Source organism: Aureimonas sp. SK2 (genome assembly GCF_029813115.1).
Classification (GTDB): Bacteria; Pseudomonadota; Alphaproteobacteria; order Rhizobiales; family Rhizobiaceae; genus Aureimonas.
The window spans coordinates 133,319-148,521 of record NZ_JAPZDS010000004.1 but is presented as its reverse complement, the minus strand read 5'-3'; the positions used below and the strand labels follow the sequence as shown (position 1 = coordinate 148,521).

Sequence of the window (15,203 nt, the reverse complement as noted above, 5' to 3'; positions counted from 1 at the left end):
CCTATTTCGTGATGGAAAGTTCGCGCGGCGCGCCGTCGAGGGCGCGGCGGGGCGAGGAGGTGAGGATCAGGATGAGAAGCGTCAGCACGTACGGCGCGGCGTAGAAGAGGTAGGTGCCGCCGGTGACGCCGACCGACTGGAGCGCGGGGCCGAGCGCGCCCGCCCCGCCGAAGAGGAGCGCCGCCCCGAAGCAGGCGACGGGGTTCCACCGCGCGAAGATGACGAGCGCGACGGCGATCAGCCCCTGGCCCGACGAGATGCCCTCGTTCCAGGAGCCGGGATAGTAGAGCGAGAGATAGGCCCCGCCGACCCCGGCCATGAAGCCGCCGAACATGGTGGCGGCGATCCGCACCGGCACGATCGGGTAACCCATCGCGCGCGCGGCGTCGGCGCTGTCGCCGACCATGCGAAGGATGAGCCCGACCCGCGTTCGGCGGAAGGCGAAGCCCATGGCGAAGGCGATCGCGATGCCCAAAAGGAACAGCGGATTGATCTGGAGGGCGGCCCTCAGCGCCGGATCGCTCGTCCAGAAGCCGAGGTCGATCGCCTGCAGCATGGGCGCGGCCGGCTGGATCAGCGGTTTGCCGAAGAAGAAGGCGAGGCCCGTGCCGAAGATCATCAGCGCGATGCCGACCGCGATGTCGTTGACGCCTTTCAGCGAGCAGATCGCCCCGTGCAGCAGCCCGAACAGCGTGCCGGCGAGGCCGGCGGCGAGCACCCCGGCCCAGGGATTTCCAATCAGAAGCGATCCGCCGTAGCCGGCCATCGCGCCGAAAACCAGTGTGCCTTCCAGCCCGAGATTGATGCGGCCCGATTTCTCCGTCACGCATTCGCCGAGGCTGACGAAGAGGAAGGGCGTGGAGACGCGGATGGCGCCGCCCAGAACCGCGACGAGGACGCTCCAGAGATCGAGGCTCATCGGGCGCTTGCCTCCGCGCGCAGGGCCTTGGGCACGAGGCGTCCGGCCAGCGTTTCCGACAGGAGGATGGACAGGAACAGGCAGCCCTGGAGCACGAGCATGGTCGCGTCCGGCAGGCCCATGCGGCGCTGGACGAGGCCGCCCGCCGCCGCGATGCCGCCGACGAGGATCGCCATCGGCAGGATGGCCAGCGGGTTCTGGCGCGCGAGGAAGGCGACGAGGATGCCGGTATAGCCGGTGCCCGCGATCAGCGACGCGTTGGCCGAGCCCTGCACCGCCGCGACGTCGATCATCCCCGCGATGCCGGCGGCCGCGCCTCCGGCCACCGCGAAGGCGACGACGAGCCGTCCGACCGGCAGGCCCTGGACGGCGGCCGCGCGCGCGTTGCCGCCGGCGATGCGCGCGGCAAAACCAAAGGTGGTGCGCCGGATCACGAAGGCGCTCACGAGGCAGGCGAGGACGCCGACGGCAAAACCCCAGTGGACGTCGATCCCCGGCAGGGTGCCGATGCGGAACTCCGCCGGCAGGGGCGCGGTGGAGGGTTTGTTGAGGCTCGCCGGGTCGCGCAGCGGGCCTTCCACGATATGGTTGAAGAGGGCGATCGCGATATAGCTGAGGAGGAGGGAGGCGATCGTCTCGTTGACGCCTCGCGCATGGCGCAGCCAGCCGGCGAGCCCGATCCAGAAGCCGCCGACCAGCGCGCCCGCAAGCGCCATCGCGCCGAGGCCGACGGCCGACGACAGGCCGGTCAGCGCCGCGCCGACCGCGGCGGCCGCGAGACCGCCCAGGACGAGCGCGCCCTCGCCGCCGATCACCACGAGGCCGAGCTGCGCCGGCAGCGCGACGCAGAGCGCGGTGAGGAGGAGAGGAGCCGCGCGCTGCAGCGTGTTCGCGATGGAGAAGGCCGTGCCGAAGCCGCCGCGCCAGACGAGCGAGGCGAATTCGGCGGGGGAGTGCCCCTGGACGGCTAGGAACAGCGCGAAGGCGGCAAACCCTGAGAGGATCGCGAGGACCGGCAGGAGCACGGCCTCGATCCGTCGACACGCGGCGTCCGAGAGGCCGCGCGACGGCGCGGCCATAGGGGAGGACAGATCGAGGGTCATCGCAGCCGATCCCCGCCGCTCAGGCCGTCGAGCCGACGACACCCTCGACGAGGTAGTCCATCTTCTCGAGCTCGATCGCGGTTTCCGGGTAGCTCTGGCCGGCGGCGACGACCTCCTTGCCCTTGTTGTCCTTGAGCGGTCCCTTGATGACGGAATAGCCGCCCTTCATCATCTCGGCGCGCACGCTGTCGGCTTGGGCACGCGCGGCCTCGCCCACCATCGCGCCGTAGGGGCTCGACTTCACGAAGCCTTCCGCAAGACCCCCGCGCACGAAGTTCGGCAGGGGTTCGCCGGCCTGCGCCTTTTCCACGAAGGATCGGTAGACGTTGGCCCAGTCCCATTCGGCGCCGGTGAGGTAGTGCTCGGGCGCGAGCTCGGCCTGGCTCGTGTGGTAGCCGGTGACGAAGCAGCCGCGCCCCGCCGCCGTCTGGACCAGCACCTTCGGCCCGTCGACATGGCAGGTGATGACGTCGACGCCCTGGTCGATCAGCGCGTTGGCGGCTTCCGCCTCCTTGACCGGCATCGACCAGTCGCCGGTGAAGATGACCTGCGTCGTGATCGACGGATCGACCGAGCGCGCGCCCAGCGTGAAGGAGTTGATGTTGAGGAGGACCTGCGGGATCGGCTTGGCGGCGATGAAGCCGAGCTTCTTCGACTTCGACTGGTGGCCGGCGACGATGCCCGACAGGTACTGCGCCATGCCGATATAGCCGAAATAGGAGCCGGCGTTCTTCGGGTCGCTGTCGCTCCAGAGCCCCCCGCAATGGCGGAACTCCACCTCGGGATTGGCGCTCGCGGCGTTCAGCACGAAGGGATTGTAGTAGCCGAAGGAGGTCGGGAACAGGAGCTTGGCGCCGTCCAGCTCGATCATCGACTGCATGGAGCGCGAGACGGCCTCGCTCTCGGCGACGTTCTCCTCTTCGAGCACCGTGACGCCGGGCATCTGCTTGATGATGGCGGCCGCCTGCGCATGGGCCTGATTGTAGCCGAAGTCGTCCTTCGGGCCGACATAGAGGAAGCCGACCGTCAGATCCTCGGCGGCCCGCGCCGCGCCGACGCGCATGGCCAGGGGCGAGAGGGCGAGCGCACCCGCGCCCAGGAGGAAGCGGCGGCGGTGAAGCGGCAGAAAGGACATGGCGGCAAAATCCCGTCGAGGAGGTGACGAGAGATTGCATGCAATGCCCGTGCCAAAGTCCGAAGCATTGATTTTACAGCATCTTGCCTCTCTGGACGCTTCAAGGTCTCCTGCCGTTTGATCTAAAAATAGGCAATTGTGGTGTCAGGTTGTGCGCTCATGCGCCCTGCGGCAGATTGCGGGTCCGGTCGAGTCGCCTCGCCACCTGCTCGACGAACTTGGCGGCGGCGACGGGCAGGGTGCGCCCCCGCAACTGGCCGAGAACCAGGGGGCCGTGGGTCGGATCGGTGTCGGCCACGGGCACGGACACGAGCCCCGGCTCCAGCCAGGTGGTCTCCGACCCCACCTCGATCTGGAACGTGATGACCTCGCCCGAGCGCGCGAGGTTGCGCAGCATCTCGAAGGAATCGGACTCGAAGTCGATCGACAGCGAGAAGGAACTGGTGGACAGGATCCCGTCGATGATCCGACGCGAGCCGAAGGACCGGTCGGCCAGCGCGATCGGATAGGGCGCGCAGTCGCGCAGGCGGATCGTGTCCTGTCCCGCCAACGGGTGGTCGCTGGCCATGACGGCATGGAGCCGCTGCCCGACCGAGACGATGGGCTGCAGCTCGGCGCTGCGGCGGGGCCGGAAGATCAGGACGATGTCCGCCTCGTAGTCCACGAGCCGCTGCAGGGCGACGTCGTGGTCCACCACCGACACGGCGAAGCTGACGCGCGGATAGGAGCGGCGGAAGCCGGCGATCTCCTGCGGCAGGAAATGGTTCACCAGCGCCTGGCTGCAGGCGATCCGGATATGGCCGCGCTTGAGGCCGCCGAGGCTTTCGATCTGCGAGCGCGTGCGCTCGAGGTCCACCGCCTGCTGCCGGATCCAGCGGATGAAGGTCTCACCGGCCGCCGTCAGTCGGACGCCCTGCGCCGACCGTTCGAAGATCGGAGTGCCGAGATCGTCCTCCACGTCCTGGATGCGGCGCTGGAGGGCGGAGGGCGTGATGTTGAGCTCTTCCGCCGCCCGCCGGATCGACCCGTGGCGCGCCGCCAGGTCCACATAGGCCCAGATCCGCATGTGCCGCATCGCATTGCCTTTCGAACGCGGGGTGTAGACTTTTTCGTATCACATCGGATCGAAATCAGCATTTCCGGTATTCGCAAATCGCCCTGTAGCCTCCTGGCGAGATGACAGGAGCCGAGTGCTTGGCCGAAACGATCCTACCTTCCCAGACCGACATTTCATTCCGCCTCGGCCTTTCTGCGGGCCAAGGCTGGCAGGTCGGACCGGACGGCATCTCGACGTGTCGCCCCGAGCCCGCGTCCCGATCGGCGACGTTTGCCGCCCGGCCCCGCGCGGTCGAGGTCGACCTTTCGCGCACCGCGCTGATCGCGGTGGACCTGCAGAACGACTTCCTGCACGGCGAGGGCTGGTTCGCCCGCGCCGGCCGGCAGGGCCGGGCGCCGGTGGAGAGGATCGACGCCTTCGCCGGAACATGCCGGAATGCCGGCCTGCCCGTCGTCTGGCTGAACTGGGGCCTGCCCGGCACGGCCGCGCATCTGCCGGCCTCGACGCTTTATCGCGGCAAGCGCGAGGCGTCGGCCACCGGCTACGGCGAGCCTGCCGCCGGGCGCGGCGAGGGCACGCTCCACGCCGGTTCCTGGGGCGCGGCGCTGGCCGAGGGGCTGACGCGCGAGCCGGGCGACTTCGAGGTCCACAAGCAGCGTTTCTCCGGCTTTCCCGACACCCATCTCGACAGCCTCCTGCGCCGGATGGGTGTCACGACGCTTCTCTTCTGCGGCATCAACACCGACCGCTGCGTCTTCGAGACGCTCACCGACGCCGCCGCGCTCGGCTACGACTGCGTGCTCGTCTGCGACCTGTGCGCCACCGTCTCGCCGCCCGAGATCGAGGCGGCCGTCGTCTGGCTCGTGGAGACGCTGCACGGCTTCGTGGCGACGAGCGCCGACATCCTTCCCGCCCTGAACTCCTCCCCTCTCGCAAAGGAAGCCTGAACCATGCGGTCTTTTCTCGCCGGCCTCGGTCTTGCTCTTCTCGCCTCCGCCGCGCCGCTGGCGCAGGCGGAAGCCCAGACGCCCGTCCGCATGGTCCTCAACTGGAAGTACCAGGGACCGCAGGCCCTGTTCTTCCTGGCCGAGGACAAGGGTTATTTCAAAGACGCAGGCCTCGACGTGACGATCGACCAGGGCGAGGGCTCGGCCGCCGCGATCACCAAGGTCGCGACGGGGGCCTACGACGTCGGCTTCGGCGACATCAACGCGCTGATCTCGCTGGCCGCCACGCAGCCGGACCAGGCGCCGATCGGCGTCTACCAGATGTTCAACACGCCGCCCTTCACCATCGCGGTGAAGGCGGACGGCCCGATCGAGAAGCCGGCCGACCTCGCCGGCAAGACGGTCGGCGGCCCCGCCAGCGACGGCGCGCTGAAACTCTTCCCGGCCTTTGCCAAGGCCGCCGGCCTCGACGCCTCGGCTGTGACCGTCACCAACATGCAGCCGAACCTGCGCGAGCAGATGCTGATGAGCGGGCAGGTGGACGGCGTGTTCGGCTATGTCAACACGATCGCCTTCAGCGCCAAGGCGGCCGGCATCGACCCCGACACGCAACTCCGCTTCATCAAGTTCGGCGACTACGGGCTCGACCTCTATTCCAACGCCCTCGTCGTCTCGAAGTCGTTCGCCGAGGAGCACCCGGAGGCCGTGAAGGGCCTGCTGTCGGCCCTCAACAAGGCGACCAAGGACATGATCGCCGACCCGGCCGGCTCGGTCGAGGCGGTGATGAAGCGCGAGCCGCTGCTCAACGAGACGGTGGAGATCGAGCGCACGAAGGCGACGCTCGCCGCCGAGATGAACCACCCGGAAATCAAGACCATCGGCCTCGGCGCCATCGACCTCGAGCGCATGAAGCGGGCGATCGACGTGGTGGTGGAGGCCAACGCGCTGCCGCGGACGCCGGCGCTGGAGGAGGTCTTCACCGATGCCTTCCTGCCGCCGCTTGCCGAGCGGCCGACGGCCGTCGTGAACTGAAAGCAGGTATGGACATGGAACTCGGATTGAAGGGGCGGACCGTGGTCATCACCGGTCCCGCCAAGGGGATGGGCGCGGCCGTCAGCCGGGCCTTTGCGAGCGAAGGGTGCCGGCTGGCGCTGGCCGGGCGCGACACGGGCGCGATCGAGCCGGTGGCGCAAGAGGCGCGGTCGCGCGGCGCGGAGGCGATCGTCGTCGCCTGCGACGTGACGAGCGAGAGCGACGCGGCGGCGCTGGCCGAGCGGACCCGCGAGACCTTCGGCCGCATCGACGTCCTCGTCAACGTCGCGGGCGGCTCCGGCCCGATCGGCAAGACGGGCTGGGAGACGACGGCCGAGGAGTTCAACGAGATCGTCACGCTCAACATGGCCGGCTGCTTCAACACGATGCGTGCGGTGATGCCGGCGATGATCGCGGGCGGGGGCGGGCGCATCGTCAATGTCGGCGGCACGTTCGGTATGCGCGGCCGGGCCGGGCGCATGGCCTATTCCGCTTCCAAATGGGGCTTGCGCGGCATCACCAAGTCCTTCGCTTTGGAAGCCGGCCCGCACAACGTCAACGTCAACTGCGTCGCGCCCGGCATGGTGGACGGCCCTCGTTTCCGCACCAAGGTCGTGCCCGAAATGGCCGCGCGGCTCGGCATCTCGGAGGAGGAAGCCGCCCGGCGCCACGCCGAGGACTACGCCCTTCGCCGCGTCTCGACCGACGAGGACGTGGCCCATGCCTGCCTCTTCCTCGCCAGCGACGCCGCCCGCCAGATCACCGGCGTCGACCTGCCGGTCGACGGCGGCTGGGCCATGCTCTGAAAGGACCCGCCATGACGCTCGAAACCCAGCCCCTTGTCGACCTCGTCGTCCTCAACGGGACGATCGCCAGCGAGACGGGCACGCAGGATGCGGCGCTCGCCATCCGTGACGGCACGATCGTCGCTGTCGGAACGCCCGAGGCGATGCCGGCGGCGCGCGAGATCGTCGACGCCACCGGGCTCCATCTCCTGCCCGGTGCGATCGATGCGCATGTCCATTTTCGCGAGCCCGGCTACACGCACAAGGAGGACTGGGGCACGGGCACGGCGGCCGCCGCCATGGGCGGCGTCACCACCGTCTTCGAGATGCCCAACACCAACCCGCCGACGGGCACGCCCGAGGCGCTCGCGCTGAAGCTCGAGGCGGCCGGGAAGGCGCATGTCGACTTCGGCATCTACGGGCTTCTCGCCGAAGACAATATCGACCAGCTCGAAGCGCTGATCGAGGGCGGGGTCGCGGCCTTCAAGTGCTTCATGGGCAACACGTTCGGCAACCTGCCCTCGCCCTCGACGGGCGCGATGCTGGAAGGGTTCGAAATCCTGGCGAAGCACGGCCTGCGCTGCTCGCTCCATGCCGAGACGGCGTCGATCATGGCTTGGCGCCAGCGCAAGCTGACGGCCGCGGGCCGGCACGATCCGCTCGCCCATCTTGCCTCGCGGCCCGCCGTCGTCGCGACGGAAGCGGTGGCGCGTGCGGCGATCCTCGCCGAATGGACCGGCGCGCGCATCCACATCCTCCACATCTCGTCGGCCGACGAGCTGCGCCCCTTGCGCGAGGCGAAGGCGCGGGGCGTCGACATCACGGGCGAGACCTGCCCGCATTACCTCCTCTTCGACGAGGAGGCCTACGAGACGCTGGGCTCGATCATCCGCGTCAACCCGCCTGTGCGCGAGAGGCACCACCAGGCGGCGCTCTGGGAGGCGCTTCAGGATGGAACGATCGACATGATCGCGACCGACCACGCGCCGCACGACCCCGCCGAGAAGCGGCGCGACGATATCTGGACCGCCGATTGCGGCTTTCCCGGCGTCGAGACGCAGATGCAACTGATGCTCACCGCCGTGAACGATGGGCGCTTCTCGCTGGCCGAATACGTGCGCATGTCGGCCGGCGCGCCCGCGCGTGCCTTCGGCCTTTTCCCGCGCAAGGGCTCGCTCACCGTGGGTGCCGACGCCGACATCGCCTTCGTGGATATGAAGCGCCGCCATGTGATCCGTGCGGCGGAGCTGCATTCTCGCGGCAAGATCACGCCGTTCGAGGGGATGGAGACAACGGGCCTTCCCGTCCACACGCTGGTTCGCGGGCGCTTCGCGATGCGCGACCGGCAGCTCGTCACCGGCACCGCCGGGTGGGGCCGCTCGGTGCGCCGGGTGCAGGCAATGCCCGCCCCCAGGCCCCGCAATCTCGACCAGACGATGGAGGCCGTGCTCCGCCCGCCGGCCCCCGCGCGCCCGCGCGCCGTCGCGTGAGACAAGAGGAGGAGGGCATGCAGATGCTGACCGTCAACGACACCGCCGGCGCCCGACCCTTCGACCCGGCCGTGCCGTCCTCGCCGACGCCCCTTATCCAGTTCGACGGGGCGGCGCTCGCCTACGGACGAGGCGAGGGAGCCGTGCAGGCCCTGTCCTCGACCGACCTCAAGGTCTTTGCCGGCGACTTCGTGGCGCTGGTGGGACCGTCCGGCTGCGGCAAGTCGACGATCCTCAAGCTCGTCGCCGGGCTGATCCGGGCGACGTCCGGCTATGTCTTCGTCGGCGGACGCGAGGTCGGGGCCGAGGACGTGCGGATCGGCATGGCCTTCCAGAACCCGACATTGCTGCCCTGGCTCACGATCCGCGACAACGTCATGCTGCCGCTCAAGATCGTGCCGGGCTTCAGGGAGAGCTGGCGGGCCAAGCGGAAGGGCGAGTATCGCGAGCGGGCCGAGGTGCTCCTCGCCAAGGTCGGGCTCGGCGGTTTCGGCGACCGCTATCCCTGGCAGCTTTCGGGCGGCATGCAGCAGCGCGCCTCGCTCTGCCGCGCGCTGATCCACGAGCCGACGCTGCTTCTCCTCGACGAGCCCTTCGGCGCGCTCGACCAGTTCACCCGCGAGGAGCTCTGGGAGATCCTCCAGTCGCTCTGGATGGACACGCGCCCGACCGTCCTCCTCGTGACGCACGACCTGCGTGAAAGCGCCTTCCTCGCCAACCGCATCGTCGTGATGAGCGCGCGGCCCGGCCGCATCCTCGTGGACGAGCACGTTCCCTTCGCACGCCCCCGTACCATCGACACGACGGCCGAGCCCGCCTTCGTGGCTCTCGGCCATCGCCTTCGCAGCCTCATCGTCGCAGCCCGCACCGCCGCTAAGGAGACGACGACATGACCCTGTCCCGCGAACGCCTCGGCTCGCTTCTCGTCATCCTCGGCTTCTTCGGGGCCTGGGAGGCGGCCTGCCTCGCCTTCTCGATCAGCCCGCTCGTGCTGCCGCGCCCGAGCGAGATCGTCACGGTTCTCGTGACACGCTGGCCGGCCCTCATGCCGCACGCGGTGCAGACGCTCTACACGACGCTCGTCGGCTTCGCGCTCGGGGTCTCGCTCGGCGTCGTCATCGGCATGGTGATCGGCTCCTCGCGCTTCGCCTACAAGGTCGCCTTTCCGCTTCTGGTCGGTTTCTCCTCCATCCCCAAGGTCGCGGTCGTGCCGATCCTCGTCCTCTGGTTCGGGGCGGGCACGGTGCCGGCCATCATCACGGCCATGATCATCTCGATCTTCCCCGTGGTGGTGAACGTCGCGACGGGCCTGGCGACGACGGAGCCGGAGCTGGAGGACGTGCTCAAGACCTGGAAGGCGAGCCGCACCGACATCCTCTTTAACGTCGGTCTGCCCCGCACGATGCCCTACCTCTTCGCCTCGCTGAAGGTCGCGGTCACGCTCGCCTTCGTCGGCACGGTGATCGCCGAGACGGTGGCCTCCAACCGGGGCATCGGCAACATGATGCTGATCGCCTCGTCCAACTTCAACGTGCCCTTGGTCTTCGCCGGCCTCTTCATTCTCGCCGGCCTCGGCGTGGCGCTCTACGCCGTCTTCTCGCTGGTGGAGAAGCGCGTCACCGGCTGGGCCAACCGCAAGACCGAATTCGCCATGGGCTGACGGCCCGGTTTCCTACCGAAAGGTTCGATCATGACATATCGCCCGCTCGCCCGAGCGCTGGCTCTGGCCGCCTTGACGCTCGCCGCCGCGCTTCCCGCCGCCGCCGCGGACAAGGTGCCGATCCGCTTCACTCTGGACTGGGTCTACCAGGGCGTTCACGGCCCCTTCCTCCTCGCCAAGGAGAAAGGCTACTTCGACGCCGAGGGGCTCGACGTGACGATCGACCAGGGCGAAGGCTCGGCGGCCACCGTCACGCGCATCGCGTCCGGCGCTTACGACGCCGGCTTCGGTGACATCAACGCTCTGATCCAGCAGGCAGCGAGCGCGCCGGACACGGCGCCTGTAATGGTCTACCAGGTCTACAACGCCGCGCCCTTTTCGGTCCTCACCAAGGCCGACAGCGGCATTGCCTCGGTCAAGGACCTGTCCGGCCGCAAGGTCGGCGGGCCGGCTTCGGCCGCCGCGACCAAGCTCCTGCCGCTGCTCCTCAAGGTCAACGCCGTCGATCCGGCGGGCGTCGAGGTGCTCAACATGCAGGCCAACCTCCAGGAGCAGATGCTCCTGCGCGGCGAGGTCGATGCCTCGCTCGTCTTCAACGTGACGAGCTACGTCAATCTCCTGTCGCAGGGCCAGGACCCCGACGAGGGCTTCCGCTGGATCGACTTTTCGGCGAACGGGCTCGATCTCTACTCCAACGGCGTCATGGTCTCGCGGCGCCTTGCCACCGAAAAGCCGGAGGCCGTGCGCGGGCTGGTGCACGCGATCAACCGCGCGATGATCGAAGTCGCCGCCGACCCGGCGCGCGGCGTCGCGGCGCTGACGGCCGTGGAACCGCTGGTGAACGCCGAAGCCGAAACCGCGCGCATGCGCTTCGCGCTCGACCGCGTGATCGAAACGGAGGAGACCGGACGTCTCGGCTTCGGCGATCTCGACGATACCCGGCTTGAGCGCGCGATCGGCTCCATCGCCGAGGCCTACGGGCTGGAGCGGCGGCCGGCGGTGGCCGAGGTCTTCGACCGCTCCTTCCTGCCCGAACGGGGCGAGCGGACGGCGGGCGAGGCGTCGCAGTGACGGCAAGGCGCATGTCCTGCCTCGGCGCGTTGTGCACTGATGGCTTCGGCTCGCGCGACCCGCTGGCGCTGATCCTCGAAGGCGGGCGGATCGCGTCGATGGAGCGGAGCGCGGCGCCGTCCGCACTTCTCGCCATGCCGGCCCTCGTCAACGCGCACGACCACGCGCGCCCGCTCCGCGCGAGTTCCTTCGGCGCGGCGGGCAAGCCGCTGGAACTCTGGCTTGCCTACCTCTCGCTGCTGCCCCCGATCGATCCCTATCTCGCCGCCGCCGCCTCGCTCGGGCGCAGTGCGCTCGGCGGGGCGGCGACCGTGATGGTCCACCACACGCGCTTCCGCTCCTTCGCCTCCGTGTCGGAAGAGGCGGCCGCGACCGCGCGCGCCGCGCGGGACATCGGTGTGCGGATCGGCGTCGCCGTCGCCCTGCGCGACCGCAACCCCCTGGTCTACGGTCCGTCCGATCCGATCCTCGCCGCGCTTCCGCCGGGGCCAAGGGCGGAGATCGCCGGGCGCGTCTCGACCCCCGCGCCGGACGTGCCCACGCAGATTCGCTTGGTGGACGAGGTGGACGCGGCGCTGGGCGAGGGCATCCGCGCCCAGTACGGGCCGACCGGTCCGCAATGGTGCAGCGACGAACTGCTGATCGCCGTGGCCGAGGCGTCGGCCCTGACCGGGCGGCGCGTCCACATGCATCTTCTGGAGTCGCGCTACCAGCGCGAATGGGCCGACCACCAGGAGAAGTCCGGTGGGCTCGTGCGCTGGCTCGCCGATATCGGCCTCCTGTCGCCGCGCCTGACGCTTGCCCACTGCACCTATGCGCGGCCCGACGAACTCGAACTGATCGCGATGAGCGGCGCGACGATCGCGGTCAATACGAGCTCCAACCTCCAGATCCGCTCCGGCATCGCGCCGGTCGCCGCCATGGTCCGTGCGGGCTGCCGGGTGGCGCTCGGCCTCGACGGGCTGGGGCTGGACGAGGACGACGACGCGCTTCGCGAGATGCGCCTCGCCCATCTCCTCCATCGCGGCTGGGGCTTCGAGGAGACGCTCGGGGACGCGGAGATCCTCGCCATGGCCGTGCGCAACGGTCGCCCCGCCGTCTTAGGCGAGGAGGGGGGCGGGCGCCTCGCCGAGGGCGAGCCCGCCGATCTTCTCCTCCTCGACATGGACCGGCTGGACGAGGACCGGCTCCCCATCGCGCCCGAGCCTGGCGGCCTCCTGCTGGCGCGCGGCACCCGGCACCACATCGCCGAGGTGATCGTCGGCGGACGGAGCATCGCCCTGAATGGACGCCTCACCGGCATCGACCACGGGGCCGTCACCCGAGAGCTTCTCGCCGCCGTGCGCCACGGCATGGGGTCGTCGCGCGATCTGGCCGCCGCGCTGCCGCATCTCGAAGCCGCGATGGCCCGGCATTTCCACCCGCCGGGCTGCTGCTGAACCCGACCGACCGTTTCGAAAGGAGGGCCTGCCCTCATGTCGCCCGTCCATCCCTCGACGCGCGTCCACCGCGTTCCCGCTGCCGGCCCGGACGACGTGTCCGGGCTGGAGCGCCTCGTCGCCGCAGGCAGGCTCGATCCGGCCGGCATCCTCGCCATTCTCGGCAAGACCGAGGGCAACGGATGCGTCAACGACTTCACGCGGGGATTCGCCACCCGCGCGCTCGCCGACTTCCTCGCCACCCATGTCGGCGCCGAACGGGCGGCGCGCGCCGTGCTCGTCATGTCCGGCGGCACGGAAGGGGCGCTGAGCCCGCATTGGCTCGTCTTCGAGCGGGTCGAGAGCGGGGACGGGCCGGCCTTCGCGGATGGCTCGCTGGCGATCGGCTCCTGCGTCACCCGCGATCTCCTCCCCGAGGAGATCGGCCGTGCCGCGCAGATGGAGGTGGTTCGGGCAGGCGTGCTGGAGGCGATGGCGGCGGCCGGCATCTCGGACCTTGCGGATGTCCATTTCGTGCAGGTCAAATGCCCGCTCCTCACCAGCGCGCGTATCGCGGAAGCGGCGGCGCGGGGGCAGCCCTGCGCCGTGTCGGACACGCTGAAGTCGATGGGCCTGTCGCGCGGAGCGAGCGCGCTCGGCATCGCGCTCGCGCTCGGCGAACTCGATCCCGCCGCCGTGCCGGAGAGCGCGATCGGTCGCGACATGACCCTCTTCTCGAATCGCGCCAGCACCTCGGCCGGCGTGGAACTCATGGGCCACGAGATCCTCGTCCTCGGCATGAGCCGAAGCTGGCGCGGGCCGCTCGCGGTCGGCCATGCGGTGATGCGCGATGCGATCGACGCGGCGCCCGTGCGCGCCTGCCTCGACGCACTCGGCGTGCCGGGCGGGGCGCGCTTCGAGGCGCTTCTCGCCAAGGCCGAGGCGTCGCGCACCGGCCTCGTACGCGGGGCGCGCCACACGATGAACGACGACAGCGACATCTCCGCGACGCGCCACGCGCGCGCCTTCGTCGGCGGTGTGCTGGCCGGGCTCACGGGCACGACGGAGCTTTTCGTGTCAGGCGGGGCGGAGCACCAAGGGCCGGACGGTGGCGGGCCGGTCGCCGTGATCGCCCGCCGCAACGCGCCGTGACGGGGCGGGCCGTCAGCCGTCCGAGGTCAGAGCCATTTCGGCACGTCGACGCGTTCGAACCGCCGCAAGCCCTCGATCAGCGCCGACGGATCGGCGTCGACCACGATGGAATGGCGGTGCGCGGGCGGCAGGAAGCGCTCGTCCACCATGTGGTCGATGAAGCCGAGGAAGGCCTGGAAGAAGCCGCGCGTGTCGAGGAGCCCGGCCGGCTTGTCGATCTCGGAAAGCTGGTTCATCGTCCAGACCTCCAGAAACTCCTCCAGCGTTCCGATGCCGCCGGGCAGGGCGATGAAGGCGTCGGCGAGCGCGGCCATGCGCTCCTTGCGGGCGCGCAGCGTCGGCATGACCTCGAGGGTGGTCAGCTCCGCATGGGCGTGGCCGCGCGCGTGCAATCGCTCGGTGATGACCCCGTGAACGCGCCCGCCGGCCGCGAGCGCCGCATCGGCCAGATGCCCCATCAGCCCCTTGTGCGTGCCGCCGTAAACGACGCTGATGCCTCGGGTCCCCAGCGCGCGGCCAAGCGCCTTCGCGCCCTCGGCATAGGCCCCTTGCCCGCCCACGTTCGATCCGCAGAAGATGGCGATCGTCCCGATCTCGCGCGCCATGGGTCTCTCGTCCTTCCGATCGTCCAGAGTCCGGCCAGCCCGGAACATCCAGGGAAAGCGCCTACATGACCGAAATCCTCGTCGAGATCGACACCGAGATCTTTCCCGCCCGCTTCGAGCGGCAGGCGGCGCCCCGCACCGTGGCCGCGATCGAGGCGATCCTACCCTATGCCGAGCGGATCATTCATGTCCGCTGGTCGGGCGAAGCCTGCTGGATACCGCTTGGCGACAGGGACTTCGGCTTGCCCTACGAGAACGCCACGAGCCACCCGTCGCCCGGCCAGATGGTCCTTTATCCCGGCGGCGTCTCGGAGACGGAAATTCTCCTCGCGTATGGTCCGGTCGCCTTCGCCTCGAAGGCCGGACCGCTGGCCGGCAATCACTTCCTGACGATCACCGATCGGCTGGACATCCTCGCGGAACTCGGACGTGGGACGCTCTGGACCGGCGCGAAGCCGATCCGTCTTCGGCGAGCTTGAGCCCGACGAATGGACGGCAACCGGACTTCGCGGGCAGAGCGGCATCCCCCAACAAGATGGCGCGCATCGTCTGAGCCCTTCTGGGGGAGGTCATCGGGACGCAAGGTCGATCGAAAGAGGGTATGGCGCGGCAGTCGGCGAGCCGGGCGGGAAGAACCACCGGCTTCCACCGTGCCGTCGAGCAGGCTCTGGGTGTTTTGCTTCCGGTCCGCGAACTCCCATACATGCTCGCCGCCGCGCGCTACCTTCTGGCACTCTCGGCAGCCTTCCGAAGCCGCCGCGGCTTGCGAGCTCAGTTCCCGATCACCGCACCGATCGGTCCTTCGCGTCCCCAAAGCAACGCGAAGGAA

General features: G+C 69.6%; 15 protein-coding genes. 10 read left to right on the top strand and 5 right to left on the bottom strand.

Features of this window, described 5'->3' with window-relative positions; genetic code table 11:
- Position 1 precedes the first annotated feature (1 nt).
- The 4 genes from O5O54_RS07010 to O5O54_RS06995 form a co-directional block, all read right to left on the bottom strand.
- The gene (locus tag O5O54_RS07010) at positions 2-919 is read right to left on the bottom strand and encodes an ABC transporter permease (RefSeq protein ID WP_279480123.1); all 918 of its coding nucleotides are present in this window, start codon (positions 917-919) and stop codon (positions 2-4) included.
- Positions 916-2,022, bottom strand: a complete 1,107-nt coding sequence (locus tag O5O54_RS07005; RefSeq protein WP_279480122.1) for an ABC transporter permease — start codon at positions 2,020-2,022, stop codon at positions 916-918. Before O5O54_RS07005 ends, O5O54_RS07010 begins: the two co-directional genes overlap by 4 nt.
- A gap of 19 nt (positions 2,023-2,041) precedes the next feature.
- Entirely contained in the window at positions 2,042-3,157 is a 1,116-nt protein-coding gene (locus O5O54_RS07000; RefSeq protein ID WP_279480121.1) for a BMP family ABC transporter substrate-binding protein, read from the bottom strand.
- A 157-nt stretch (positions 3,158-3,314) separates the two neighbouring features.
- Positions 3,315-4,232 carry a LysR family transcriptional regulator gene (locus tag O5O54_RS06995; protein ID WP_279480118.1) on the bottom strand — a complete coding sequence of 306 codons (918 nt, stop codon included), beginning with the start codon at positions 4,230-4,232 and terminating at the stop codon, positions 3,315-3,317.
- A 119-nt stretch (positions 4,233-4,351) separates the two neighbouring features.
- On the opposite strand from O5O54_RS06995, the gene O5O54_RS06990 reads away from it, so the two are divergent.
- Genes O5O54_RS06990 through O5O54_RS06950 form a run of 9 tightly spaced genes read left to right on the top strand, consistent with a single transcriptional unit; the run spans position 4,352 to position 13,769 of the window.
- Positions 4,352-5,161 carry a cysteine hydrolase gene (locus O5O54_RS06990; RefSeq protein WP_279480115.1) on the top strand — a complete coding sequence of 270 codons (810 nt, stop codon included), beginning with the start codon at positions 4,352-4,354 and terminating at the stop codon, positions 5,159-5,161.
- Positions 5,162-5,164: 3 nt separating this feature from the next.
- Positions 5,165-6,193: an ABC transporter substrate-binding protein gene (locus O5O54_RS06985; RefSeq protein ID WP_279480113.1), complete on the top strand. Its 1,029-nt coding sequence runs from the start codon at positions 5,165-5,167 to the stop codon at positions 6,191-6,193.
- Positions 6,194-6,207: 14 nt separating this feature from the next.
- A complete protein-coding gene (locus O5O54_RS06980; RefSeq protein ID WP_279480111.1) occupies positions 6,208-6,999 on the top strand; it encodes an SDR family NAD(P)-dependent oxidoreductase in 792 nt (263 codons plus the stop codon).
- Between the two features lie 11 nt (positions 7,000-7,010).
- A complete protein-coding gene (allB, locus tag O5O54_RS06975) occupies positions 7,011-8,468 on the top strand; it encodes an allantoinase AllB (RefSeq protein ID WP_279480108.1) in 1,458 nt (485 codons plus the stop codon).
- Positions 8,469-8,485: 17 nt separating this feature from the next.
- Positions 8,486-9,361 carry an ABC transporter ATP-binding protein gene (locus tag O5O54_RS06970; RefSeq protein ID WP_279480106.1) on the top strand — a complete coding sequence of 292 codons (876 nt, stop codon included), beginning with the start codon at positions 8,486-8,488 and terminating at the stop codon, positions 9,359-9,361.
- Entirely contained in the window at positions 9,358-10,128 is a 771-nt protein-coding gene (locus O5O54_RS06965; RefSeq protein ID WP_279480104.1) for an ABC transporter permease, read from the top strand. Before O5O54_RS06970 ends, O5O54_RS06965 begins: the two co-directional genes overlap by 4 nt.
- Before the next feature lie 30 nt (positions 10,129-10,158).
- Positions 10,159-11,199, top strand: a complete 1,041-nt coding sequence (locus O5O54_RS06960) for an ABC transporter substrate-binding protein (RefSeq protein ID WP_279480102.1) — start codon at positions 10,159-10,161, stop codon at positions 11,197-11,199.
- Between the two features lie 11 nt (positions 11,200-11,210).
- Positions 11,211-12,638 (top strand): amidohydrolase family protein, encoded by a 1,428-nt coding sequence (locus O5O54_RS06955; RefSeq protein WP_279480100.1) that lies wholly within the window; start codon positions 11,211-11,213, stop codon positions 12,636-12,638.
- 36 nt (positions 12,639-12,674) lie between these two features.
- Positions 12,675-13,769, top strand: a complete 1,095-nt coding sequence (locus O5O54_RS06950) for a ring-opening amidohydrolase (RefSeq protein WP_279480098.1) — start codon at positions 12,675-12,677, stop codon at positions 13,767-13,769.
- Between the two features lie 26 nt (positions 13,770-13,795).
- Here O5O54_RS06950 and O5O54_RS06945 read toward each other — a convergent pair whose 3' ends face one another.
- Positions 13,796-14,374 (bottom strand): TIGR00730 family Rossman fold protein, encoded by a 579-nt coding sequence (locus O5O54_RS06945; RefSeq protein ID WP_279480097.1) that lies wholly within the window; start codon positions 14,372-14,374, stop codon positions 13,796-13,798.
- 65 nt (positions 14,375-14,439) lie between these two features.
- Between O5O54_RS06945 and O5O54_RS06940 the strand changes: the two genes are divergently transcribed.
- Positions 14,440-14,853 carry a DUF3830 family protein gene (locus O5O54_RS06940; RefSeq protein ID WP_279480096.1) on the top strand — a complete coding sequence of 138 codons (414 nt, stop codon included), beginning with the start codon at positions 14,440-14,442 and terminating at the stop codon, positions 14,851-14,853.
- Positions 14,854-15,203: the final 350 nt, after the last annotated feature.

Coding starts and splice junctions, on each gene's coding strand:
- O5O54_RS07010 (WP_279480123.1), bottom strand. CDS start 919: ATGAGCCTCGATCTCTGGAGCGTCCTCGTCGCGGTTCTGGGCGGCGCC.
- O5O54_RS07005 (WP_279480122.1), bottom strand. CDS start 2,022: ATGACCCTCGATCTGTCCTCCCCTATGGCCGCGCCGTCGCGCGGCCTC.
- O5O54_RS07000 (WP_279480121.1), bottom strand. CDS start 3,157: ATGTCCTTTCTGCCGCTTCACCGCCGCCGCTTCCTCCTGGGCGCGGGT.
- O5O54_RS06995 (WP_279480118.1), bottom strand. CDS start 4,232: ATGCGGCACATGCGGATCTGGGCCTATGTGGACCTGGCGGCGCGCCAC.
- O5O54_RS06985 (WP_279480113.1), top strand. CDS start 5,165: ATGCGGTCTTTTCTCGCCGGCCTCGGTCTTGCTCTTCTCGCCTCCGCC.
- O5O54_RS06980 (WP_279480111.1), top strand. CDS start 6,208: ATGGAACTCGGATTGAAGGGGCGGACCGTGGTCATCACCGGTCCCGCC.
- allB (WP_279480108.1), top strand. CDS start 7,011: ATGACGCTCGAAACCCAGCCCCTTGTCGACCTCGTCGTCCTCAACGGG.
- O5O54_RS06970 (WP_279480106.1), top strand. CDS start 8,486: ATGCAGATGCTGACCGTCAACGACACCGCCGGCGCCCGACCCTTCGAC.
- O5O54_RS06965 (WP_279480104.1), top strand. CDS start 9,358: ATGACCCTGTCCCGCGAACGCCTCGGCTCGCTTCTCGTCATCCTCGGC.
- O5O54_RS06960 (WP_279480102.1), top strand. CDS start 10,159: ATGACATATCGCCCGCTCGCCCGAGCGCTGGCTCTGGCCGCCTTGACG.
- O5O54_RS06955 (WP_279480100.1), top strand. CDS start 11,211: ATGTCCTGCCTCGGCGCGTTGTGCACTGATGGCTTCGGCTCGCGCGAC.
- O5O54_RS06950 (WP_279480098.1), top strand. CDS start 12,675: ATGTCGCCCGTCCATCCCTCGACGCGCGTCCACCGCGTTCCCGCTGCC.
- O5O54_RS06945 (WP_279480097.1), bottom strand. CDS start 14,374: ATGGCGCGCGAGATCGGGACGATCGCCATCTTCTGCGGATCGAACGTG.
- O5O54_RS06940 (WP_279480096.1), top strand. CDS start 14,440: ATGACCGAAATCCTCGTCGAGATCGACACCGAGATCTTTCCCGCCCGC.